This is a genomic window from Staphylococcus sp. FSL K6-3157, assembly GCF_038005145.1.
GTDB lineage: Bacteria > Bacillota > Bacilli > Staphylococcales > Staphylococcaceae > Staphylococcus > Staphylococcus equorum.
Window position 1 is genome coordinate 1,714,825 of sequence record NZ_JBBOSM010000001.1, and the last position, 25,698, is coordinate 1,740,522.

23 protein-coding genes are annotated in these 25,698 nt (G+C 33.8%); 2 read left to right on the forward strand and 21 right to left on the reverse strand.

The window, feature by feature from the left end; translation table 11 throughout:
• Window positions 1-17: 17 nt before the first annotated feature.
• The 9 genes from MHB47_RS08220 to fapR form a co-directional block, all read right to left on the reverse strand.
• Window positions 18-350: a putative DNA-binding protein gene (locus MHB47_RS08220; protein ID WP_002507879.1), complete on the reverse strand. Its 333-nt coding sequence runs from the start codon at window positions 348-350 to the stop codon at window positions 18-20.
• The gene (gene ftsY / locus MHB47_RS08225; protein ID WP_340756098.1) at window positions 337-1,569 is read right to left on the reverse strand and encodes a signal recognition particle-docking protein FtsY; all 1,233 of its coding nucleotides are present in this window, start codon (window positions 1,567-1,569) and stop codon (window positions 337-339) included. The genes MHB47_RS08220 and ftsY overlap by 14 nt, the downstream gene beginning before the upstream one ends.
• A complete protein-coding gene (smc, locus tag MHB47_RS08230; RefSeq protein ID WP_340756101.1) occupies window positions 1,566-5,135 on the reverse strand; it encodes a chromosome segregation protein SMC in 3,570 nt (1,189 codons plus the stop codon). Before smc ends, ftsY begins: the two co-directional genes overlap by 4 nt.
• A 152-nt stretch (window positions 5,136-5,287) precedes the next feature.
• Entirely contained in the window at window positions 5,288-5,998 is a 711-nt protein-coding gene (gene rnc / locus MHB47_RS08235) for a ribonuclease III (RefSeq protein ID WP_370736906.1), read from the reverse strand.
• A gap of 234 nt (window positions 5,999-6,232) precedes the next feature.
• Window positions 6,233-6,466: an acyl carrier protein gene (locus MHB47_RS08240; RefSeq protein ID WP_002507883.1), complete on the reverse strand. Its 234-nt coding sequence runs from the start codon at window positions 6,464-6,466 to the stop codon at window positions 6,233-6,235.
• A gap of 249 nt (window positions 6,467-6,715) precedes the next feature.
• A complete protein-coding gene (gene fabG / locus MHB47_RS08245) occupies window positions 6,716-7,450 on the reverse strand; it encodes a 3-oxoacyl-[acyl-carrier-protein] reductase (RefSeq protein WP_002507884.1) in 735 nt (244 codons plus the stop codon).
• Window positions 7,443-8,369: an ACP S-malonyltransferase gene (fabD, locus tag MHB47_RS08250; RefSeq protein ID WP_340756103.1), complete on the reverse strand. Its 927-nt coding sequence runs from the start codon at window positions 8,367-8,369 to the stop codon at window positions 7,443-7,445. The genes fabG and fabD overlap by 8 nt, the downstream gene beginning before the upstream one ends.
• Complete coding sequence (gene plsX, locus MHB47_RS08255; protein ID WP_340756105.1) at window positions 8,362-9,348, reverse strand: phosphate acyltransferase PlsX; 987 nt, start codon at window positions 9,346-9,348, stop codon at window positions 8,362-8,364. The genes fabD and plsX overlap by 8 nt, the downstream gene beginning before the upstream one ends.
• A complete protein-coding gene (gene fapR, locus MHB47_RS08260; RefSeq protein ID WP_002507887.1) occupies window positions 9,341-9,910 on the reverse strand; it encodes a transcription factor FapR in 570 nt (189 codons plus the stop codon). Before fapR ends, plsX begins: the two co-directional genes overlap by 8 nt.
• Window positions 9,911-10,250: 340 nt before the next feature.
• Between fapR and MHB47_RS08265 the strand changes: the two genes are divergently transcribed.
• Window positions 10,251-11,810, forward strand: a complete 1,560-nt coding sequence (locus MHB47_RS08265; RefSeq protein ID WP_340756107.1) for a M4 family metallopeptidase — start codon at window positions 10,251-10,253, stop codon at window positions 11,808-11,810.
• Window positions 11,811-12,336: 526 nt separating this feature from the next.
• On the opposite strand, the gene recG is transcribed toward MHB47_RS08265, so the two are convergent.
• The 5 genes from recG to MHB47_RS08290 all read right to left on the reverse strand — a co-directional run bounded on the left by recG (window position 12,337) and on the right by MHB47_RS08290 (window position 18,471).
• Window positions 12,337-14,382, reverse strand: a complete 2,046-nt coding sequence (recG, locus tag MHB47_RS08270) for an ATP-dependent DNA helicase RecG (RefSeq protein WP_340756109.1) — start codon at window positions 14,380-14,382, stop codon at window positions 12,337-12,339.
• A 2-nt stretch (window positions 14,383-14,384) separates the two neighbouring features.
• On the reverse strand, window positions 14,385-15,254 hold the full coding sequence (sdaAA, locus tag MHB47_RS08275) for an L-serine ammonia-lyase, iron-sulfur-dependent, subunit alpha (RefSeq protein WP_002507890.1): 870 nt from the start codon (window positions 15,252-15,254) through the stop codon (window positions 14,385-14,387).
• Window positions 15,255-15,267: 13 nt separating this feature from the next.
• Entirely contained in the window at window positions 15,268-15,933 is a 666-nt protein-coding gene (gene sdaAB / locus MHB47_RS08280; protein WP_002507891.1) for an L-serine ammonia-lyase, iron-sulfur-dependent subunit beta, read from the reverse strand.
• 499 nt (window positions 15,934-16,432) lie between these two features.
• Window positions 16,433-18,085, reverse strand: a complete 1,653-nt coding sequence (fakA, locus tag MHB47_RS08285; RefSeq protein WP_340756111.1) for a fatty acid kinase catalytic subunit FakA — start codon at window positions 18,083-18,085, stop codon at window positions 16,433-16,435.
• A gap of 14 nt (window positions 18,086-18,099) precedes the next feature.
• Window positions 18,100-18,471, reverse strand: a complete 372-nt coding sequence (locus MHB47_RS08290) for an Asp23/Gls24 family envelope stress response protein (protein WP_021338719.1) — start codon at window positions 18,469-18,471, stop codon at window positions 18,100-18,102.
• A 251-nt stretch (window positions 18,472-18,722) separates the two neighbouring features.
• On the opposite strand from MHB47_RS08290, the gene rpmB reads away from it, so the two are divergent.
• Complete coding sequence (gene rpmB / locus MHB47_RS08295; protein WP_002507894.1) at window positions 18,723-18,911, forward strand: 50S ribosomal protein L28; 189 nt, start codon at window positions 18,723-18,725, stop codon at window positions 18,909-18,911.
• Window positions 18,912-19,017: 106 nt separating this feature from the next.
• On the opposite strand, the gene MHB47_RS08300 is transcribed toward rpmB, so the two are convergent.
• From MHB47_RS08300 to rlmN, 7 genes are all read right to left on the reverse strand, one after another.
• Window positions 19,018-19,653 carry a thiamine diphosphokinase gene (locus MHB47_RS08300; RefSeq protein ID WP_069812493.1) on the reverse strand — a complete coding sequence of 212 codons (636 nt, stop codon included), beginning with the start codon at window positions 19,651-19,653 and terminating at the stop codon, window positions 19,018-19,020.
• A 5-nt stretch (window positions 19,654-19,658) separates the two neighbouring features.
• Complete coding sequence (gene rpe / locus MHB47_RS08305) at window positions 19,659-20,303, reverse strand: ribulose-phosphate 3-epimerase (protein ID WP_340756115.1); 645 nt, start codon at window positions 20,301-20,303, stop codon at window positions 19,659-19,661.
• Window positions 20,304-21,179 (reverse strand): ribosome small subunit-dependent GTPase A, encoded by an 876-nt coding sequence (gene rsgA / locus MHB47_RS08310; RefSeq protein ID WP_021338716.1) that lies wholly within the window; start codon window positions 21,177-21,179, stop codon window positions 20,304-20,306. It lies immediately after the preceding gene.
• 194 nt (window positions 21,180-21,373) lie between these two features.
• Window positions 21,374-21,772 carry a hypothetical protein gene (locus MHB47_RS08315; RefSeq protein WP_340756117.1) on the reverse strand — a complete coding sequence of 133 codons (399 nt, stop codon included), beginning with the start codon at window positions 21,770-21,772 and terminating at the stop codon, window positions 21,374-21,376.
• Between the two features lie 36 nt (window positions 21,773-21,808).
• Window positions 21,809-23,857, reverse strand: coding sequence for a Stk1 family PASTA domain-containing Ser/Thr kinase (pknB, locus tag MHB47_RS08320; protein ID WP_340756119.1), 2,049 nt, complete (start codon window positions 23,855-23,857; stop codon window positions 21,809-21,811).
• Window positions 23,854-24,597 carry a Stp1/IreP family PP2C-type Ser/Thr phosphatase gene (locus MHB47_RS08325; RefSeq protein ID WP_021338713.1) on the reverse strand — a complete coding sequence of 248 codons (744 nt, stop codon included), beginning with the start codon at window positions 24,595-24,597 and terminating at the stop codon, window positions 23,854-23,856. The genes pknB and MHB47_RS08325 overlap by 4 nt, the downstream gene beginning before the upstream one ends.
• A 4-nt stretch (window positions 24,598-24,601) precedes the next feature.
• Entirely contained in the window at window positions 24,602-25,696 is a 1,095-nt protein-coding gene (gene rlmN, locus MHB47_RS08330; RefSeq protein ID WP_002512298.1) for a 23S rRNA (adenine(2503)-C(2))-methyltransferase RlmN, read from the reverse strand.
• Window positions 25,697-25,698 lie beyond the last annotated feature (2 nt).

Consider the following 25,698-nt stretch of genomic DNA (forward strand, 5'->3'; position numbering starts at 1 on the left):
CCCTCCTTTATATACTTTTATTCTAAATCTTCAAGTGCTTGAATGTATTGTTTTATTTTTTCTGGATCATTTATGTGCTGTTTTATATGTTCATATAATTTTTGTCTTTGTTCAAAATTCCGGTATAATCCTAATTTTTCTTCATAATCTTCCACTAAATCGCCAGTTCTTCTTATATTATCATACACTGCTTGGCGACTCACATCAAACGTATCAGCAATCTCACTTAAAGAATAATCTTGTAAATAAAATAATTCTAAATAGTTTCTTTGTTTATTTGTTAATAATGATTGGTAAAAGTCAAACAGATAATTCATACGTATCGTTTTAATTAAATCATTTTGACTCATCTGAATTACCTTCAATTTCTGCTTCACTCTGACTTGACTCAGGTGCTTCTTCGACATTTTGTTCAATCATATCAGCGAATAATCCATACACATAACTCTCAGGATTGAATGGTTGGAGATCATCTAATTTTTCACCTAAACCTACGTATTTAACTGGAATATGAAGTTCATTACGAATCGCTAATACAATACCACCTTTAGCAGTACCATCTAATTTTGTTAATACAATACCTGTAACGTTTGTAACCTCTTTAAATGATTTTGCTTGTGACAATGCATTTTGACCTGTCGTTGCATCAAGACAAAGTAAAACTTCATGAGGTGCCTCTGGTACAGCACGTCCAATAACTCGTTTAACTTTCTCTAATTCATTCATTAAATTAGATTTATTTTGTAAACGGCCAGCAGTATCACATATTAAAATATCTACGTCTTTACTTTTAGCTGCGTTAATTGCATCATACATTACTGCAGCTGGGTCTGAACCTTCTCTTTGGCTCAACACTTCAACACCAACGCGTTCGCCCCATACTTTAAGTTGTTCAATTGCACCAGCTCTGAATGTATCTCCAGCAGCAAGCATTACTTTTTTGCCTTCAGCTTGGTAACGATGCGCTAATTTACCAATTGTTGTTGTCTTACCAACACCATTCACTCCGACCATAAGGATTACATTTAATCCTTCATTTTCTATATTCATCACTTCTGAGTTATCATCATCTTGGTGATAGATTTCTACAATTTTCTCAACAATAACTTCACGTAAATCCTCTGTTTCAGTAATATTGCGACGTTGCGCTTCTTCACGTAATTCTTCTACAAGTTGCATCACAGTATTAAATCCAACATCTGCAGTAATTAACATTTCTTCTAATGCTTCGAAGAACTCTTCATCAACTTTACGATAACGTGCGAGTAAATTATTAAGTTGTGCTTGGAAATTCTCACGCGATTTTTCTAAACCAGCTCTAAATTTGGCACCGAGCTGTTGCGCTTCAATTTCTTCAAAATCTTCAATAGAGATTAATCCATCATCATCAAAGTCAGCTTCTTTTAATTTTTTAACTTTTTTCGCTGGTTTATCTTGAGTTTCGGTTTCTCTATCTTGTGATGCTTCACCTTGTTGTTCTGCGTCTTGTTGTTCTAATTCTTCAAGTTGTTGCTTTTGTTCTTCTGAAGGTGCTGAAAATTTATCTTTTAATCGTTTGAAAAAGCTCATGTTTGTTCCTCCTTAATCACTTCATCAATCGTATTTAAATTAACACTTACTAGTTTGGAAACTCCAGATTCTTGCATTGTTACACCATATAAGCGATCTGAGAATTCCATTGTACCTTTACGGTGTGTAATCACAATAAATTGAGTTTGGTCTGATAGATTTTTTAAGTATTGTGCATAACGTATCACGTTTGCTTCATCAAGTGCCGCTTCAACTTCATCTAAGATAACAAATGGCGCTGAGCGAACTTTTAAAATCGCAAATAATAATGCTATAGCACTCAAGGCACGTTCTCCACCACTAAGTAGTGACAAATGTTGTAATTTCTTACCAGGCGGTTGCACAATGATATCTACACCTGCAGATAGATAGTCATCATCTGTTAAGCGTAGTTCTGCTTGACCCCCACCAAACAATGATTTAAACACATCTGAAAAATATCCTTGAACGGCATGAAATGTTTCTTTAAAACGATCTTTCACTTCTTGATCCATTTCTTCGATAAGTTGTTCTAAAGTTGTTTTCGCTGCTCTCAAGTCAGCACGTTGTTCATCTAAAAATGTAAAACGCGTATTAATTTCTTCAAATTGTTCAATCGCATTTAAATTAACTGGTCCTAACTCTTCAATAGACATTTTAGTTAATTTTACTTTTTTGCGTAAAACGTCTATATCTTCATCTAAATCATATAATTCACTCGCACGTTCATATGTTATGTGATAATCTTCGCTCAAATGATCAATCGCATAATTAATTAATACATCTAAACGTGACTGCTCGGATTTAATATCTTGATAACGATTTTCTATAGAAAGAATATCTTGATTTGCTTCTTGAAGTTTTTGATCTGTCACTTCAATTGTATCATTCAATTCGAGTCTACGCGATTTAACGTCTTCTATGTTTTGAGATAATTTTGCTTTCTCGGCTTTACTTTGTTCCATATTATATTGAATCGTTTCAAATGCTTTTTCGCCTGTCATTTCATCTGAATTAAAGAGTTTAATTTGTTCTTCTAATTTTTGATGTTGCACAATAACATCATTGAGTTGTTTTGCTATTTTTGACTCAGTTTGTTTCTGAGTATTTAATCGTTCTTTTACAACTGCCAAATCGGATTGCTTTTGATGTAATTGTTGCTGGATTTGTGTTGTGCTTTCTTTACCTTCTTTAGAAAGTTTTGTATAAAGATTGATATCATCTTCTAATTTTTGTAGCTGTGTTTTGATTTTAGATAATCTTTGCTTTTTATCATCAAGTGTTTGTTTACTTGTTTCACTTTGGTAACCATCATTTTTTTCAAATTCAAATTCTTCATGCTCGTCTTTTAGATGCGCTTCACTTTTACGTAATCTGTCTAGTTCTAATTCATAATTATGAGCACTTTGTTTAATAGCATTATAATGTTGACTTGTATCAAAATATTTTTCGCTCAGTTGATCTGACTCATTTTTAATATTTTGAAATTGTTTTTCAAATGCTAATGTTTGCTGTTGATAATCTTCGAGTTGGGCACGCATCGTTGTCAGTTCATCTTTTTGAGCTAAAATACTTTTAGATTTACGATCTCCGCCACCCGTCATTGAACCACCAGGGTTCACGATATCGCCTTCTAAAGTCACAATACGCGTACGATAACGGATTTTACGTGCTAAGTCGTTGGCATTTTTCAATTCATCTACAATTATTGTATTACCAAGTAAATTTTGAACTACATTTTGATAATCTGAATCTACTTCAATTGCTTGTGCAGCAATATTAATAAAACCCTCACTATTTTGTGCAGTTTTCATAATTTCATTACCAATTTGGCGAGGTTGAATTACATTGAGTGGTAAAAACGTCGCTCTACCCAAACCGTTTTGTTTTAGATATTGAATTGCCTGTCTACCATCTTTCTCTGAATCTACAATCACATGTTGTAGTGATGCACCAAGTGCAGTTTCGATTGCTTTAGTTAAATCGGATGGCACTTGAATTACTTCAGCAACTGCTCCACGTATCCCTGAAAGTTTATTGTCTTTAGCCTTAAGTATATGTTTTACACCATTAAAGAAATAGCTGTATTCTTCCTGTTGCGTGGCCAAACTATCGATACGGGATTTTAATTTATCGTTAAATCTATACGCTTGATGCAATTTTTCTTCGTACTCAGATTGTTGTTGTTTAAGTTGTGTTAATTTCTTTTCATAATTATTGAGCTGTTGCTCTGATTTTTTCAATTCTTTTTTAGCCGTCACGGTTTGTTTTTCAGCTTCATTGATGTCGCTTTGAATTTTCTTCAGTTGTTCAAAGGCTTCAAGTAATCTACTATCTAAACGTGATTGTTTCGTTTCATTTTCTTGGATGGTATGTTCTAAAAAGCGAATGTCATTATTTACATCAGATTGTTCAGACATGAGTTGATAATATTCATCTTTGATTGTTTCTAATTTTTCGTCATGTTGTTCATCACTGACATAGAGTTGTGATTCAAAGTATTGAATTTTTTCATTCAACTCTTTTTGTTGGTTTTTTAATTTATCTATTTGATTTTGTGCATCTATCTTTTCTTGTTTTAAGGTTTCTGTTTGTATTGTAAGACTTTCTTGTTCTTCTTCAAAACGAGCGTTTGTTTGTGATTGATTTTTCTTACGTTCTTCTAACACGTTAAGTTGTCCAGCATACTTTTCAACTTCTTCTGTCACTTTAACAAGTTGAAAATTTAATGATTCAATATGTTCATCTAGTTGTTGTCTTTCAGATTTATATTTGTTTAATGCTTGTGTATATTGTACTTTCTCTGCATCTTTTGTAGCTTGATGACTCTTTAAATTATTTAAATTTTCATCAAGTTCATGAATATTCTTACTATATTGTTCAATATCATAAACCGTTACAAGTACATCACTTCTTTCCATTTCTTTGGAAAGATGTTTATATTCTTTAGCAATAGCCGCTTCTTCTCTTAATGGTTCAACTCGTCCCTCTAAATCATATAGAATATCTTGTATTCTTGAAAGGTTATCTTCTGTTTGATCGAGCTTTTGTACAGAAGCAGCTTTGCGTTTTTTATATTTTAAAACTCCCGCAGATTCTTCTAGTATTTGTCTTCTATCCACTGGTTTAGCATTTAGTATTTCATCTACACGACCTTGCGAAATAATACTAAACGCTTCTTTTCCTAAACCTGAATCTAGAAACAAATCAATAATATCTTTTAATCTTGCACGGTCATTATTAAGATAATACTCACTTTCACCACTTCTGTATAATCGACGTGTTACAACGATTTCTGTCGCGTCTAATTGTAACTTGCCGGAGCTATTATCTAATTTCAATTTAACTTCTGCATAATTTTGAGCTTTTCGATGTTCTGCGCCTGAAAAAATAATATCTTCCATTTTAGCGCCACGTAGTGATTTAGCTGATTGTTCACCTAACACCCATTTTATTGCATCTGTTATGTTACTTTTCCCACTGCCGTTAGGGCCTACAATTGCTGTTACACCTTCATCAAATTGTACATTTGTGTGCTCCGCAAACGATTTAAACCCAAAGGCATCTATTGATTTCAAATATACCATGCTATTCTCCTTTAAAGTGTTCCTTGCTGCTTCACAGTTTAGAAATACTCATGCATTAACCTGAAGGTTAATATATTTCTTTATTAACTACATTGCTATTGCGAAGGTCTTAACAATATATGATTTTTTTATCATATTGTTTTATAACAAAGTTATTTTGCTTTGTTTTTCATTGATTTATATGCACTTTCTGCTGCTTTTTGTTCGGATTCTTTTTTAGTCTTCCCTTTACCCTCTGCTACTGCAGCATTTTCTAATATCACTTCAGAAGTAAATAGACGATGATGCGCTGGTCCTTCTTCATTGATTAAACGATAAGTGACATCACCTTTATTTTGTCTATGGACAAATTCTTGAAATTGGGTTTTAAAGTCTACAACACCATCAAGTTCTTCATCTTCGACATACGGAAAAATAATTTGTTCTGCAAATTTCCACACAGATTCTAAGCCTTGGTCTAAATATAACGCACCTACAAATGCTTCAAATGCATCTGATACGAGTGAAGGACGAGTTCTGCCACCTGTTTTCTCTTCGCCTTTACCTAACAAGATAAGTTCATTGATTTGAATTTTTTTCGCAAATATTACAAGTGAAGGCTCACAAACAATTGTTGCACGCATTTTTGTTAAATTACCCTCTGGCAATTCTGGATATTTATCAAATAAATAACGTGAAACCGTCAATTCTAATACCGCATCTCCTAAAAATTCTAATCGTTCATTATGCTCTAAACGATTCATATTAAAATCATTTATAAAACTCGAATGCGAAAATGCTTGCTGATATAATTCTATTTGTTTAAAATTCAAGTCTAATTCTTGCATCTTCTGCGCAAATTTTTTTTCAAATGCTTTAACCATTTCTATTTTTTTATAATTGGTCAATCTATTCCCTCCTCAGATTTAATATAAAGTACTAATACCTTTATATTTTACGTGAAAATACAATAAAACTAAAGAAAAAACTGTCTACTGTATTTACCATCTATATATCTAGTGATAATCGTTATAGCACTATTATCTTACAATATAAATTTTGTTTAAAATCAATAAAAAATCTGAGCCGTCATCTCAACGACTCAGATATTTTTTTTATTATTTTTCGATACTATTAATAAAGTTTACTGCGTCACCAACAGTGTTGATTTTTTCAGCTTCTTCATCAGGAATTTCAGTACCAAATTCGTCTTCTAATTCCATAACTAATTCAGCAATATCAAGTGAGTCAGCGCCTAAATCATCTTTGAAAGATGCCTCTTTAGTTACTTTTTCAGCGTCAACACCTAAACGGTCAACGATGATATCTTTTACTTTGTCGAAGTTTTCCACGTCGATTCACCTCCTTTAAAAAATCTTATTATAGACTTATATATTTTCCCACTTTATCAATTGAAATACAAGTAGTATTTCAATTAATTGTACTGTATAAACATTATATAAATGGATTTTATACAATAAAGTGTAGTAATGAAGTTGTGACACAATCATTTTAAATCTATACTTTATACCATATCATAATCTCTTATATGAGTTCAGAAGTTTTATAAAACAAGATTTGTCATGTTGTGTAGCACTTACTTACATATACATACCACCATTGACATGTATTGTTTGACCCGTAATATACTTCGCTTTGTCTGAAGCTAAAAATGCTACAGTATGAGAAATATCTTGGTCTTTCCCGAATTTAGCTAATGGGATTTGTTCTAACATTTTTGCTTTAAGCTCATCACTTAAAGCATCAGTCATATCAGAAACAATAAAACCTGGTGCAACAGCATTTACTGTGATGTTTCTTGAAGCCAGTTCACGTGCTGATGATTTCGTTAAACCAATTACACCAGCTTTAGTCGCAACATAGTTTGCTTGCCCTGGGTTACCCATAGCTCCAACAACACTTGATAAGTTAATAATTGCACCACTCTTTTGTCTTAGCATTTGTGGTGTCACTTTTTGAATACAGTTGAAAACGCCTTTTAAGTTTGTATCAATTACGTCATCCCATTCTTGCTCTTTCATACGCATAAGTAAATTATCACGCGTAATACCTGCGTTATTAACAAGGACATCAACAGAACCAAATTCGCTAACAACCGCTTTAATCATTGCTTTTACTTCATCACCATTTGCAACATTTGCTTGAATAGCAAAACTTTCAACGCCTATCGCTTTAATTTCTTCAACAACAGCATCCGCTTTTTCTTTGTTTCCCGAAAAATTCACAGCAACATTGTATCCTTCTTCTGCCAATTGTATCGCTATACTACGTCCTATACCTCTCGAAGCACCAGTTACTAATGCACTTTTAGTCATTTTCATTCCACGCTTTCATATCTTCTAATGTTTGAATCGAAGTTATTTTCACATCTCTATTTATCTTTTTAATTAAACCTGAAAGTACTTTACCAGGACCAATTTCAATAAAGTGATTTACACCTTGATCAATTAACCATTGTGTTGAATCAATGAATTGTACTGGTGAATATAATTGTTTAATCATATTATCCTTAATTACTTTGGCATCTGTTTCACCTTTTGCATGCACATTTTGAACTACAGGGAATTGTGCATCATTCCAGTCAAATTGTTCAACATACTCAGCAAAATCGTCTTTGATCACCTGCATCATAGATGAATGAAATGGGCCAGATACAGCAAGTGGTAGGACACGTTTCGCACCTAATGATTTACCTTCTGCCACTAATTTATCTATTAATGTTTTGTGTCCAGAGACAACGATTTGTCCAGGAGAATTAATATTTGCTGGTTCAATAATTTCTTCATCTGTTGAAAGTTTTTGACATATTGCATTAACATCATCAAAATCCAAACCTAATACTGCTGCCATACTTCCAACACCGTCAGGAAAAGCGACGGCCATCAGTTGTCCACGCTTACGAACAATTTGAACTGCATCATCAAATTTCAATACACCACTCGCTACTAGACTCACATATTCACCTAAACTATGGCCCATTGTATAATCAGCATTTAGATTATTAAGTGCTTGTAATAAAGCTGAGCTATGTGTGAGCAACGCTGGTTGTGTATTTTCTGTTTGACCTAATTTGTTTTCTTCATCTGAAAACATTGTTTCTAAAATATCAAAATCCATTTGTGCTTGTGCTTGATTAAGAATCGTTGTTGCAGCATCATTTTGATTAAATAAATCATTTGCCATCCCGACTTTTTGTGATCCTTGGCCTGGGAAGATAATCGCAGTTTTACTCATTTACTTTACCCACCGTTTCTCTCATAGTTTCCACAATATTTTGTTCTCCCGCTATTTTAGCTTGACGGATTGCTGAATAAAAAGCTTTCGCACTAGAACTACCATGTGCTTTTACTACAATGCCATTCAATCCTAATAATACCGAGCCACCATATTCTGCATAATCCATTTTTGACATTAAACCATTTAAGTCTTTACGTAATACAAATGCGGCAATTTTATTCTTGAAACTACTTAGAAGCGTTGTTTTAAGCATTTTACCCATCGCTTTTGCAACACCTTCTAAATTTTTAAGAATCATATTACCAGTATATCCGTCTGTGACTACAACATCAGCTGCGTCGTCCATTAAGCCTTTTGCTTCTACATTTCCTGTGAAATTGAAGACATTTTGTTCGTCCATCAAACTAAATGCTTTTTTAGTTAATGTGTTACCTTTAGCTGCCTCTGTACCAATATTCAACAAACCTACTGAAGGCTGTTCAACGCCCCTGATTTTTTGGGCATAAATATTGCCTAATTGGGCGTATTGTAATAAGTGTTCCGGCTTGGCGTCTGCATTAGCACCTACATCCATAAACACAAACCCTTTTCCAGAAATTGTTGGCAAAGTGAGGACTAATGCGGGACGTTCAACACCCTTAATACGTCCTACTATAAACAAACTAGCAGACATCAATGCACCTGTATTTCCTGCAGATACACAACCATCTGCTTCACCAGCTTTAACTGCTTCAGCCATACGTGCCATTGAGCTATCTTTTTTACGTTTGATCGCTCTAACTGGTTCATCGTCCATCGTAATTTCTTCTGTACAATGACGTACTTCTACACGACCATGTTTGAGTGTGCATTTAGTTTGATCACCAAATAAAATTATTTCTAAATCTTTAAAATCATTCACAGCTTTTTCAACAGCTTCTAAAACGATTTCAGGTGCATCGTCTCCACCCATCATATCAATCGCTATTTTAACCATCTTGTTCATCCTCACTTGTATAATACATTTTGAATGTACCTCTAAATACCAAAGTATCTTTGACATACGAATTTACTTTTATCATATAATATTTACTTGTAATTTCAATCGTTTGTGCGTCAGCACGTACTGTATCATTTAATTTCACTGTTTTTAAAAATGCTACATTACTTTCCTGAGTTAACACAACAGGTTTATGTATAAGCGCTACACACAGTGAATTCGCTTGTGCAAAAAGTACATGTCCTCTGGCAATTTTATTTCTAGTAAATACAGAATCTTCATCAATATCTATAATTGAAGTTGCGAGTTGATCAGGCTGAACATTTATTACATCGCCTATGATTTCACTACCATCAATGGATCGAATACTTTCATAATTTTTTCTTGCTACGGATTTAATTCGTTTTCTTAGTTCTGGAATATCTAAGTATGTACGATCTAACCTAATAGTTTGAATACTCACTGAAAAAAGTGTACTCAAATCCAAATCTGTAATAAAGGGGTTTTTTTCAATTTCTTTTTTAATTGCTTCGCGTCGTTCTTGTTTTTTTAACTTCATTTTATTCTAACCACCTAAATCACCTAATTTTTAGTACCAAGTCTTAAACATTCCTAACACATCATAACACTTTCTATTTCATTAGCTCAACAAAAAACATACTTCCTTAGATGTTTTTCACGTCAGATAACCAATATAAGAAATATTATAACGTTTAAAACGATTTCCAAGGGGGTTAATTATCAAAATAAATAAAAACACTAATCATTCTATATAAATATTTATTAAGATATTGAATTAAATAAAATTGAAATGTATAATTTGAATTGTTTTAAAGGTGTATTATATTTATTTTTCAAAAATCATTCCATTAATTGGATAATTTATTTAGGAGGATCTAATGAAAAAAGTATTATCAACTACATTACTGTCATGTTCATTATTAGCCTTTACTACAAGCTATGCTCATGCACAAGAAAGTAATAGTATTAAACCTGAAAGTTTAGAATCATCAAATACCCCTACGATTAATAATAATGCAGATGTAGAACAATTTTTACAAAATAATGCACAATCTCTTGTTAATCAATCATCCAAGACCAAGCAAGAAACTATAAATAAAGAAGCTTTCAAACAATACAACGTAATAGATAAGCAACAAGATAAAACTGGTGTCACGCATTACGCATTGAAACCAAAGGTAAACGACGTTACATCAGAAGGCACAACAATTAAAGTACATGTCAATAATAAAGGTAATGTAACATTAATAAATGGTAATGTAGATAAACCATACATAAAGGTAGAGAATGAAGCTAAATTATCTTCTGCTAACGCTGAAAATAAAGCTTTTGAAGCTATAGGTAAAGCAAAGTCTGATGTAAAAAATATAAAAAGCTATCCTGTAGTCAGTAAAAATAACCTTGATATAAATAGTGATAAACAGAGACTTGTTTATGATATCGAACTTAATTATATTTCCCCTAAAGCAGCACATTGGAAAATTCAAGTTGACGCTACTACTGGTGAAATATTAACAAAACAAAACGTTATCAAAAATGCAACAACTGAAGGTAAAGGAACAGGCGTTAATGGAGATGAAAAACAACCTTTAAGCGTTACAAAAGCAAATGGTTCATATTCATTACTCGATACTTCTCAAGATGCAATTATAGAAACTAAAACTGCAAATGAGACCACAAATGCCTATTCACCTATTACAAATGACAGCAATAATTTCAATAAAGAAGATCAGCGCGCTGGTGTAGACGCTCATTACTACGCAAAAGAAGTCTATAACTATTTCCTAAATAAACATGATAGAAACAGTTATGATAATAACGGCGGTGACATTGATTCGGTAGTCCATTATGACAAAAGCTTTAATAACGCTGCTTGGACCGGTCAGTATATGATTTATGGTGACGGAGACGGCCAGACGTTTAACGCATTGTCAGGTGCGAATGATATCGTCGCCCATGAGCTCACGCATGCAGTAACAGAACGAACTGCTGGTTTAGAGTATAGTCATCAGTCGGGTGCATTAAACGAATCTTTCTCTGACGTTTTTGGTTATTTTGTTGATTCAGACGATTGGTTACTAGGTGAAGATGTATATACACCAAATAAAGATGGCGATGCATTAAGAAGTTTAAAAAATCCAGAACAGTATAACCAACCTGCCCATATGGATCAATATCTACAAGGTAGCCAAGATAGTGGTGGTGTTCATACCAATAGTGGCATCCCTAACAAAGCTGCATACCTAACAATTAATGCAATTGGCCAAGAAAAAGCTGAACAAATTTATTATTTAGCACTCACACAATACTTAACACCAAACGCCCAATTTTCTGATGCAAAAGCATCATTAAAAGAAGCTTCTAACCACCTTTATGGTACGAATAGCGAAACATCTAAAGCAATTGAAAAAGCTTGGACTGACGTAGGTGTTAATTAAAATACCAGCAAACATTATACATTCTCGTTTCAGCGGGAGCTGGGCATAAATATCCCATTCTCAAATTTATAGCACTAATCTATTAGTTTATAATGGATTAGTGCTTTTCTATTTAAAATTTTCCGTTTTAAAAGCGCGTGCCTCCCTAGGGTATCGGACTCAGACAGAAATCTAATTTTTCTAACAAGGTTTCATCGTATGAACCAGCCCAGCAAAGACGGCTAGAAAATGGAAAACAAGAGCTAAAGCTGTTGCATAATCACTACTTATCTTCATAAATGAAGTAGTAGTGCTTTAAAAACTTAGTATACAGGCATTTTCAGTTCAGTCATCTACCGCCAATATAACAATAAATGCTGAGAGATTATTTACTTTACTCACCAATCGTTAAAAGTCTATAGCCAAAATAAAACACTTTCGTATAAATTCATTTTAGTATGAATTCAACGAAAGTGTTTTTATTTTATTCCCACAATTTGGGATTAGTTCATAATAGCACTTGTTTTATTATTTTGTGCCTTCTTTATTAATCAAAACTCATATATAATAAGTTTTCTTCTACAAATGTTCTCAACATTTGATATTGTGATTCGAAAAAGACACCAGACTGAATTAATTCAGCCGCTTCATCTCTTGCTACTTCTAACATTTTATAATCTTCAACAACATTTGCGACTAAGAAGTCAGGTAAACCACTTTGTTTCACACCAAAGAAATCACCTGGACCCCTCATTTCTAAATCACGTTCACTTAATTCAAAACCATCTGTAGTTTGCGTCATAATATTCATTCGTTCAATACCCGTTTCTGTTTTCGGTGAAGCAATGAGTACACAATAACTTTGCTCTTCACTTCTACCTACACGCCCTCTTAATTGGTGTAATGTAGATAAACCGAAACGATCAGCATCATAAATCATCATGAACGTTGCATTAGGTACGTTAACACCTACTTCTACAACGGTAGTTGATACTAAAACGTCTATTTCGTGATTACTAAATCGCTGCATTACTCTATCTTTTTCTTCTGAATGCAACTTACCATGTAGTAGTCCTACTTTTTCAGAACCATAATATATCTGTAGCGATTCATATAACTCAACAACGTTCTGTACGTCTTCTAAATGCTCAGAACTTTCAATTAGAGGACAAATTACATATGCCTGCCTACCTTTTTTTAATTCCGAAGTCATTTGATTGAGTACACTTTCATAGGCTTCATGTTTGGACCATGAAGTAATAATCGGCTTTCTACCTTTTGGTAATTGTTTAATGGATGACACATCCATTTCTCCAAAAACGGATATAGCTAATGTTCGTGGAATGGGTGTAGCAGTCATGAAGAGGACGTTAGTCATCGCACCTTTTTCTCTCAACAATTGACGTTGATTCACACCAAAACGATGTTGCTCATCTGTAATCACTAAACCAACGTTATTAAATACTACATCGTCTTGTATCAAGGCGTGTGTGCCGATAATACAATCAATTTCATTATTTTGTAGTTGTTCTAACAACAGCTTTCTCTTTTTACCTTTAACTGAACCTGTAAGTAACGCCACATTCATCCTGTCACCGAAAATTTCAACTAAACTTTCTGCATGCTGTTCCGCTAATATTTCAGTAGGCACCATCAATGCTGATTGAAATCCTGCAGTTTTCAGTGCATACATACAGATTGCTGCTACGACAGTTTTACCTGAACCAACGTCACCTTGTAAGAGACGATGCATTCTTATTGGTGCTTTCAAGTCTCTGAATATTTCATTTACACTATGTTTTTGCGCATCAGTGAGTTCAAAAGGAAGACTATCAATAAAATATTTCACTAAATTGATATCATAATCTACTTCAATCGCTTCATCTGATGTTTTTTCTAAGCGGTTTAGCCATTGCATTCGTAATTCAAACATAAATAATTCTGTAAAAGCATACGTTCTACGTGCTTTTAACAAAGATGACTTATCTGTCGCAAAATGCAACGCCTTAATCGTATTCTCTAATGACTCTAATTTATATTTTTGTCTCAATTCATCAGAGAGCCATTCATGTATTGTGACTTCTCCCAATGATTGTCGAATCATATCTCTCAATGGTTTTTGTTTAATGCCTTCTTTAACACGATAAACAGGTTCAAATTGTGAGTTTTGAGACTCTTGTTGATTGAAGAACATCCTACTGCCATTTATCTCTTGCTTACTTCTATTCCATTTACCTTTTACCGTAACCGTACCATGCAATTCAATTTTCTTTTTTAAATAAGGTTGGTTGAAAAAAGTGCATTTTACAGCAATATTATTGACCATGATATGTACGGTTAACTTAGATTTATTACGACCAAAAAAAGCGACAGTAGGTGTCGAATATACTTCTCCTACCACTGTCACTGTCGCTTGATCTTCGGCCGTATTCAAGTCAATTACTGTATTATCTTCGTAACGGGTTGGTAAATATAAAATTAAATCTTCAACAGTATAGATATTTAATTCATTTAATACGGACAACCTTTTTGGCCCCAGTCCTTTTATCTGTGATAAAGGAAAAGGACTATCTATTAAATTGACTTTTGACATTTTTAATCACCAAATATTTCTTGTTTTAGACGCTGACCTGTTGGTGTACCAGCTAAACCTCCACGACCAGTTTCACGCAATGCTGATGGCATTGTTTGGCCGATTTTGTACATTGCTTCAATCACTTCATCCGTAGGGATTCTTGAAGTTACACCTGCTAAAGCCATATCAGCAGAGACAATTGCGTTTGATGCGCCTGCAGCATTTCTCTTCACGCAAGGCACTTCGACTAAGCCAGCTACTGGGTCACATACTAAACCTAGCATATTCTTCAAACAAATTGCAAAAGCTTCAGCCGATTGTTGTGGTGTTCCGCCAGCGAGTTCCACGGTTGCACCTGCTGCCATCGCTGCAGCAGAACCAACTTCTGCCTGACAACCGCCTGCCGCACCTGAAATTGATGCATTGTTGGCAACTACAAAACCAAATGCTCCTGAGGTAAGTAAAAAGTTCAGCATATCTTTTCTAGTAGGTTCAAGGCGTGGTTTGAGTCCAAATAATACGCCTGGTACTACACCTGCAGATCCGGCAGTAGGAGTTGCACAAATTTTACCCATTGCTGCGTTGACTTCGTTTGTCGCAACTGCTTTACTCACTGCATCCAATAAAGTTGGGCCAGATAATGATTTACCTGTCTTCAAATAATTTTTGATTAACACAGCATCTCCACCAGTTAATCCGGTAGTTGAAGTTACCCCTTCTAAACCTTCATCAAGTGCATTTTCCATCGTTTGTAAATTTTTATCCATACCGGCATAAATATCAGCTTCAGATAAGCCAGTAACTTCCATTTCTTGCTCGAGCATGATTTCATGAATTTTTTTATTTTCAGTTTCGCATTTTTCTACTAGTTCTTTCACACTTTTAAACATGCCTTACCCTCCATTAGGCGTCGCCCATGAGTGAAACTGTCACTACACCTTCGACGTTTTTAATTTTATCTATAATCTCATCTGTCACAGATTCATCTAACTCACAAGTCATTAATGCTTGGTCGCCCTTTTCTTTTCTAGAAACTTGCATACTACCAACATTAATACTAGAATCACCTAAAATATTTGCTACACGACCAATTGTGCCGAAAGTATCTTTATGAAAAACAAGCAGTGCTGGATAATTACCGCTAATCGCAATATTAAATCCATTAATCGCAACTACCTCTATTTTGCCGCCACCTATAGAAACACCTTCAACAGAAATTTCTTTATCAGCATCTCTCATATTAATAATAGCAGTGTTAGGATGTGATCTTTCTTCAGCCATTTCTATAAAATTCACTTTCATTCCCATTTGCTCAGCTGTTTCTAAGCTTGTTTGTATACGGTCATCATCTGTATCATAACCTAGTAAACCACCAACAAGTGCTACATCTGTACCATGTCCTTTGTATGTTTCCATAAACGAACCGTAAAGATAGATATCAGCTTGTTTTGGCAATTGATTAAATAAATCTTTTGCTACTAATCCAATTCTTACTGCACCAGCAGTATGAGATGAAGACGGCCCCACCATTGTAGGTCCTATAATATCGAAAACTGTTTTATATTTCATAATTATACCCCACTCTTATTTTTAATGTTTCTAATGTAATGCGCTTACATTTATATGCATGCAACTCATTATAACAATTAAGCTAGACATTATAAACCAATACTGGTTGCATTATTCTTATTTAAAACAAGAATATTGTTGTAGAAAGTTTAAATAAATAAAAATGTTTCCATTTAATTTAATTATACAAATCTTTGCATACGATAAAATAATTGCTATCAAAAATTTTATCCTTAGTAGACTAACTCTATATTTTTTAGTTTCTGAATTTTCATCTAAGACGCCTGTCATAATGCGAATTATCCAGTATGAGTCAATGACTATAAACTGAGGTCATGCCCTAGACAAGCGAGGATGAAATTTAGAATAAAGCTGTAGTTATACCAACGTAAAGCGTGCATAAAAAAATTGCCAACAAAGCTTTTAGACCTTGTCGACAACTTAAAATAGCTTCCTAAAATGGAAGCTATCCTTATATACAAGTGTTCAATAAATATATTTATTCTACAGAGAAAAGATACTGATATACAGGTTGTTGGCCATCATGTTGATCTAATTCAATTTCTGGATAAGATGTTTCAAGCCAAGTTTCAATATCCGAAGTCAATGATGCATTTGCATCTTCACCGACAATCATCGTAATGATTTCACTATCATCTTGAATCATTTCAGACAATAAACCTTTAACAGTTTCAAATTCATTTTCGTTACTCGTAACGATTTTATCTTCAACTAAGCCCATAAATGCGTCTTTTTTAATTTCAACGCCATCAATTTTTGTATCTCTTACAGCATATGTCACTGAACCTGACGTCACTGCTTCAAGTGATTCAACCATACGTGTTTTGTTAACTTCAAGAGCATCTGATTCATCATAATTAAAGAGTGCAGCAATGCCTTGTGGTATTGATTTAGTTGGGATAACTACAGCTTCAGCACCTACGATATCTGCAGCCTGTTCGCTAGCCATCATAATATTTTTATTATTTGGTAAAATAATTGCGCGTTTACATTGTGACTGCTCAATTACTTTAACAATATCTTCAGTTGATGGATTCATTGTTTGACCACCGCTAATCATATGTGTTGCACCCATTGATTTGAACAATTCAGATATACCATCTCCCATTGAAATAGCAATAACTGCTGTTTCAACTGTTTCAGGTGTTTGAGCATCACTTTGACTTACTTGTTCTTTTTTTACAACTTCTCGATGTTGTTCACGCATGTTTTCTACTTTTAATTTAATAAGTTCTCCATACTGTTGACCATAATTAAACACATCACCTGGTTTTTCACTATGTACATGCACTTTAACGATTTCGTCATCGTTTATGACTAATAATGAGTCACCATATGTACTCATATCTTCTCTAAACGTTTGTTCGTCAAATACTTTTTTATTTTTATCGAAACGAACCATCATTTCTGTACAATAACCGTAAACGATATCTTCAGTATTAATTACACCATGAAAATCATGTTCTTCATTAACTAAAGAATCTTTATCTAATTTGGCTGTTTCAGCACTTACCGTTTCACCTTTTAACGCTTTAAGGAAGCCAGCATAAACGACAACTAAACCTTTACCACCGCTATCTACTACGCCCACTTCTTTTAATACAGGCAATAAATTAGGTGTATTTTCTAGTGAGATTTCTGCTTCTTCTAAAATATATGTCATCAATTCGATACAATCTTCAGTTTCTTCTACTTTGCGCATAGCAGCATCTGCAGCATCTCTAGCTACGGTTAATATCGTACCTTCCACAGGCTTCATAATTGCTTTATATGCAGTTTCTACGCCAGCTTTGAAACTTTCTGCTAATTGTTGTGCATTGATTTCATCATACGCTTCTAAATTTTTACTGAATCCTCTAAATAGTTGTGATAAGATGACCCCAGAGTTCCCTCTAGCGCCCATTAACAAACCTTTTGAATATGTTTTTCCTAGTTCACCGATATGCTGTGACAAGTTTTCTTCTACTGATTCTCTTCCAGATGTCATCGTTAAATTCATGTTTGTCCCTGTATCTCCATCTGGTACTGGATACACATTTAATGAATCAACCAAGTCTGCATGATTTGATAAATTTTGTGCCCCTTGTATAATCATTTCGGCAAATAATTTACCATTAATTTCGCTAACCATTACGTATTGTCCTCCTAGTTCTTAGTGCCATTATTAACTCGAACACCTTGTACAAATATATTTATTGAATTTACTTTTACTTTTAATGTTTGCTCTAATGTGTATTTTATTGTTGACTGTAAATTGCTTGCTACTTCAGATATCTTAGTACCATAACTTACAATGATATACATATCAACATCTATAACGCCATTGCCTTCTCTTACAACAATACCTTTTGAATAATTTTCATGCCCTAATATTTCAGCAATTCCATCTCTTACTTGTTGTCTAGAAGCCATTCCTACAATCCCATAACATTCTACTGCTTTGCTACCCACAACTGAAGCTATTACTTCGTTTGAAATGTCTATACTACCATAATCATTTGTGATTTCTAATGTCATTTAAATTGGGCCTCCTAGTTTATGGTTGTTTAATTAACTATAAAATTAACAAATAATATAATTTATCTAATTAAGCAAATTTTTACATTTATCCACAGTTTATAATTATACCATAATTTGATTTTAACAAAAGTAGAATCTATGTAAATAGAAAAATTCATTCTTCTTATTTACATCTAATTTTATTTGTGGTACATTATTCAAGTATGTAGTAGATGCGTGTATTTATATTTATTAAAGGAGGTACTTTCATGGGCAAACAATGTTTCGTAACAGGTCGTAAAGCTTCAACTGGAAACAATCGTTCTCACGCTTTAAATTCTTCTAAAAGAAGATGGAATGCTAACCTTCAAAAAGTTAGAATTCTTGTAGACGGAAAACCAAAAAGAGTTTGGGTTTCTGCACGTGCTTTAAAATCTGGTAAAGTAACTAGAGTTTAATAAATATAATGCACGAAAAGACCAGTCCTTATGTGGAGGAATGGTCTTTTTTTATGCGCTCATTTAAATTAACTCATAAACATAAGCGTTATTATGTTATTGGATTTTAGTCTTTACTTCTCACCATTAATACGTTGCCTTCAGTAATATTCACATCACCTTCTGTTTGGTTGAGTTCGTTGGAAATCGTAAGCGTAGATCCTAGTTTAAGTTGTTCCTTTTCAAGATTATATTTAAAATTATTTAACGAGATAACCGTAGGATAAGTGACTGGAATAAATGAGATATAACGATAGTTGTCATTTTTCTGAATCGTATATGACCCTGTTTTTAAAAATTGAATTTCATTATTCACATCAATAAGTTTAATGACAATATTTTGCTCTGTATATTCTGGTTTTTCTAAAATTTGTAACGCGCCCATAAAATGATCTAATCGACCACCTGTAGCACCATAAACACAAATCTCTTTATAACCATTGGTCACTGCTTGATCAATACCTAAAGCTAGGTCTGTATCATTTTTTTCCGAATTAAATGGATTAATGTCAATTCGTTTTTCAACAAATGCTTTTTCCTCACTTGTAATTGAGTCAAAATCACCTACAGCAAATCGAGGTATTATCCCTGCTTCTATCAAAAGTAACGCTCCTCGATCAACCCCAATCCAATGCGCATCTGTTTCTGTCTTTAATAAACCTTCAGGCAAATTTCTATTGCCACACAATAAATTCACTTTCATTAGCTTCAGCCTTTCAATGTTTTCGTTACTTCTTTGTAATCATCATGTTTAAAGAAATATGACCCCGCAACTAACATTGTAGCACCATGGTTTATAACAGTTTCAACAGTCTCATTGTTAATACCACCATCTACTTCGATTTCAAATTCTAAGTTCAATTCATCTTTGATTTTCGATAGTTGATCTAATTTTACAACAGTATCACTAATAAATGATTGACCTCCAAAACCAGGATTCACTGTCATCACTAATACAAAATCCACCATTTTTATCACTGGTAAGATTGCATCCACGGGTGTGCCAGGATTGATTACAACACCTGCTTTTACATTTTTATTCTTTATTTGTTCTATTAGTCTATGAATATGTGGTGTTGCTTCTACGTGCACTGAGATCATATCAGCACCGTAGTCGGCAAATAATTCGACATATTTTTCTGGTTTTTCAATCATTAAATGAACATCAATTGGCAGTCGCGTACCTTTACGCACTGCTTCAAGTATTGGTAAACCAATCGAAATATTTGGCACGAATTGACCATCCATAACATCAAAGTGTACACCGTCTACACCTGCTTCTTCTAATGCTGTTAATTCTTCTTGTAATTTTAAAAAATCAGTTGATAATAATGATGGATAAAGTTTTGCCATTTAATATCTTTCCTTTCTATTTGCAATTTCATTAAAGAGTTGTAAGTAATGGTCATATCTGAATTGTGCAATGTTACCATTTTCCAACTCATTTTTCACATTACATTTTGGTTCATTAATATGATTACAATCTCTAAATTTACACTTTTCGCCGTATTCATTAATCTCCATAAAGTAATTTTTTAATTCGTCTTTTTGGATATGTGTAAAATCTAACGCACTAAACCCAGGCGTATCTGCTATATAACCATGGCTTCGTTCAAAAAGTTCTATATGTGTTGTAGTATGACGACCGCGGTTAAGTGCTTTTGAAATATGTTGCGTTTCAATATTCAGTTCTGGAAAATATTTATTTAATAGTGTTGATTTACCGACACCAGATTGGCCGCTTAATACAGCAAGTCCTTCCCCCCAAGCAGCAAAAACAGGTTCAATATCATCATCGATACTAATGAATTGTGTTTTATAGCCCATATTTTCATAAATATTTAACAATTGTGTAACTTTTTGCTGCGTTTCAACTGAGGCTAAATCTCTTTTAGTTATGAGAATACGCGGGCGCATATGATACGAATGCGCAATGACTAAAAATCTATCTAGTAATTGCGTTGAAAAATCAGGTTCTACTGCACTCATTACTAATATAAGATGATCCACGTTACTAACAAGTGGCCTTTTTAATTCATTTTTTCTATCATGAACGTATTGAATATATCCTTCTGTTATATTCTCAACTTCGAAATCAACTACATCACCAACGATTGGTGAAAATTTATTTTTTCTGAATAAACCGCGTGGTTTCGTATCGTACATTTCACCTTCTACATCTACACGATAAACGCCACTTAATGATTTTATAATGCGTCCTGTCTTCACTTAGACACCTCTCTTTAAAAACTATTATCTTATATATTATAGCAAAGCCTTTTTAATTTAAATATGATTTAAGACTATTTCGTATAAAAATCAGCATAAACCATCTTACTATTCTTAATATAAACAATAAAACCTATAAAATAAAACACCATTTCAACAGACTTTATATCAGTTGAAATGGTGTTCACTTATGTTTATTTGACTCTAAGATAAATTAGCAACACTAAACTCTCTTTGTTCGTTAAGTGCCAGTTCGGATCGCAAGCTTTGGCTTGCATAAGCAACACTAAACTCTCTTTGTTCGTTAAGTGCCAGTTCGGATCGCAAGCTTTGGCTTGCATAAGCAACACTAAACTCTCTTTGTTCGTTAAGTGCAAGCTCGGATCGCAAGCTTTGGCTTGCATAAGCAACACTAAACTCTCTTTGTTCGTTAAGTGCCAGTTCGGATCACAAGCTTTGGCTTGCATAAGCAACACTAAACTCTCTTTGTTCGTTAAGTGCCAGTTCGGATCGCAAGCTTTGGCTTGCATAAGCAACACTAAACTCTCTTTGTTCGTTAAGTGCCAGTTCGGATCGCAAGCTTTGGCTTGCATAAGCAACACTAAACTCTCTTTGTTCGTTAAGTGTTGCTAAAAATCATAAGGGATATCTTTATCAGCAACGATCTTATCATCAACTCGAATGGTATATCCTGCCGTCTCACCTTTTTGAATTGTCATTGGGATTTTTACTGTTTTATTTTCTTTTATCTTGTACGTCTGTGAAGGTGAATCGCCTTCGTCATCTTTATCTCTTACATAAACTTTGACTTCTTGGCTCTCATCATCATCACCCGTATACTGTACTTGATATGTCTCTGTATACGTTTTGTCTAGTTCATCATCTTTAGACTTATCTTCATCTTTTTTATCAGAATCTTCTTTATCCTTGTCTTTGTCTTCATCTTTTTCCTCAGGTGCTCCTTTAGAAACTGTGAATCCAATAGTTGAACCCTCATCAACTTCTTCACCTTTTGGTGATTGGCTGATAACGTGATCTTTCTTAACTTTGTCGTCGTCTTGTTCTTCATTAACCACAACTTTAAAGCCTTTAGCTTCTAACTCTGATTTAGCTGTTTTAAAGGATTTGTTTTCATAATCTTCGACATAAACTTGTTTTGTACCTAATGATTCAGTTAATTCGATATTACTATCATTCACTTCAACTTTATCGCCAGGTGATACGTTTTGTCCTTCGATTAATCCTTTAGCTACATTTTGGTTCGTATACGCTTGTTTTACTTTAGCGTCTTTAATGCCTAAGTCTTTCAACTTATCCATCGCTTCTGCTTTAGGGATACCATAAAGACTAGGCATTTCTGCTAATTTAGGCCCTTTAGATAAAACGATATCCACCTTACTATTCTGTTCTAAACGCTCACCTTTTTTAGGTGTTGTTTTAATGATTTTATTTTCAGAGTATTTATCACTATACTCACGAGAAATATCACCAAGTTCTAATTTATTATCTTTTAATATCGTTTCTGCTTCTTTTTCAGTTTTACCAGATAAGTCAGGCGTCTCTAAATACTTACTCCCAAACATTCCCATAGCCATAAAACCAAATAAGCCAAATAATAAAAGAATAATTACAATAGCGTAGAAAAACTTCTTTTTCTTTGAACGTTGTTTCGTTGGCACTGCATATATATGCTCTTCACTAGATTGGAATTTTTGTTGATTCACGATAGGGATTTGCATCGTTTCTTTAATATTTTTATGTTGATTTTCTGATTGTGTTTGATTAGCAATTTCTTCTTTATTTATAGGCACTGTTTTAGTGTTCGCATCATCTGACAGATATTTTGCTTCATACTCTCTACTTTTTGACAATGCACTATCAAGATCTTCTTGCATATCTTTAACAGTTTCATAACGTTCAGATCTATCTTTTTCAGTTGCTTTTAGCACAACATTACTTATAGCTTGTGGCACATCTGATCGATGCTCAGTAACATTGGGCATCGGGTCTTGTATATGCTTAATTGCAATACTTACTGCGGTTTCTCCTGAAAATGGAGGCTTGCCAACAAGCATTTCATACAATACTACACCGATGGAATAGATATCAGTTCCATTATCTGTAGACTTTCCTCGTGCTTGTTCTGGAGATAGATACTGTACTGTACCTAACACATGATTCGTTTCGGTCATTGTTGTTTCACTTAACGCTTTAGCTATACCAAAATCTAATATTTTTAAAGTTTTATCGTTTTCTACCAAAATATTTTGAGGTTTGATATCACGGTGAACAATTTTAGTATCATGCGCATGCTTGATACCATCGATAATTTGTCTCGTGAAATTCAACACAGTTTCAATATCTAATGGACGATTATCTTGAATGTATTCTGATAATGTTGGACCTTTTATGTATTCCATCACTAAAAAGAAGTTCTCTTCATTTTCTGTGACATCAAATACACTAACAATATTGTTGTGTGAAAGTTGAGTTAAGTTATGTACTTCGCGCTCGAAACGTTTAATTGTTTCTTCTTTTTCACCCGAGGGAATTCTAATTGCTTTAATTGCAACTTGTCGGTTGAGTATCGAGTCTTCAGCAAGATAGACAGTACTCATACCACCGCCACCAAGTTTTTTAATCACTTCATAGCGTTCATTTATTAATTTGCCTATCATACTTTATCACCTTCAATCTCAGCCAAAATTAAACTTACATTATCATTCGTATCTTGCGATAATGCAAGTTCTATTAAATTTTGTCCATGTGTTTCTAATTCATTGTCTTGAATTAATACTTCTTGAATCATATGATTACGAACAAAATCAGTTAGACCATCAGAATTCAACATTAAAAAATCATAAAAATTCGTTTTTTTCACAAAAATATCTGGCGTAACTAATTTATCCGTACCCATCACTTTCGTAATAATATTGCGTTGTGGGTGCGTAAATGCTTCTTCAGCGCTAATTTGGCCGATCATCATAAGATGATTCACGAATGAGTGGTCGTTGGTAATTTGTTCAATATCTCTACTATTCACTAAATACGCACGTGAATCTCCAATATTTGCAACAACTACATAATTATCAAATACTAATGCACAAACACAAGTCGTACCCATTCCTTGGTATTTTGGATTTTCTACTGACAATTGATATAATTCACGGTTAATCGCTTTTAGTGTTGTTCTCAACCAATCTTCAGCTTGATCTGCCTCGATGAGATTTTCTTCTTCAAATCGACTTTGCAGTTCATTGGTTACAAATTGGCTCGCGACTTCACCTGCAAGATGTCCACCCATACCATCACAAAGCACTAATAACTGTTGCTCTGTTTGATTATAAAATACGCCACCTGCATCTTCATTCTTATCACGATATTGACCCGTGTCAGTAAAAAATTGTGCTTTTAGCATGTCTCTACCTCGTTTCTACTTTTCGTTCCTTCGCTCTTAATTGACCACACGCAGCATCTATATCTGCACCTTGTTCTCGTCTAATTGTTGCATTAATACCTAAACGTTTTAATTCTTTTTCAAATTTAAATATGTCTTCTTTAGGCGTCTTAACGTAATTTCGTTCTGGTACGTGGTTAACAGGAATTAAATTAACATGACAATTTAAGTTTTGAATTAAATGAGCTAATTCTCTAGCATGTTCAAGTTGATCATTAACGCCACCAAACAATCCATACTCAAACGTAATACGTCTATTTGTAGTTTCTTGATAATAATTAATAGCTTCCATTAATTTTTCAACGTTGTATGCTCTGTTAATAGGCATTAATCTAGAACGTATTTCATCATTTGCACCGTGTAAACTCACAGCAAAATTAATTTGAATGTCTTCGTCTGCGAAATCATATATACGTGGAATAATACCTGAAGTTGATACCGTAATGTGACGGGCACCAATATTCAACCCATTATCGTTATTGACAATTTTTAAGAAATCCATCATTTCATCATAGTTCTCAAACGGTTCACCAATACCCATGATAACAATTTGTGATACGCGTTCTTCTGATTCATCTAGTGCTTTTTGAACAGTAAGTACTTGCGATACTATTTCACCCGCTTCTAGATTACGTTTCAACCCACCTAATGTAGATGCACAGAACGTACAACCAATACGACAACCTACTTGTGTCGTAACACATACTGAATTCCCATATTCATGTCTCATAAGAACTGTTTCAATTGTATAGCCATCTTGTAGTTCAAATAAAAATTTGATTGTGCCATCTCGGCTCTCTTGTTTAACGACTGTCGTCATAGTTGTCATTGTAAAACTTTCTTTTAAAACTTCTCTAAGTTCCTTAGATAAATTCAACATTTCGTCGATGCTATCTACACGTTTTTCATAAAGCCACTCAAAAATTTGTTTCGCTCTGAATTTTTGCTGACCATTTTGTATCAACCAATCTTGCATCTCGTCATATCTAATTGAATAAATGGACTGCTTTTCAAAATTGGGAAGAAACTTATTCTTTTTCTTCTTTTCTTCAGTAATCATAA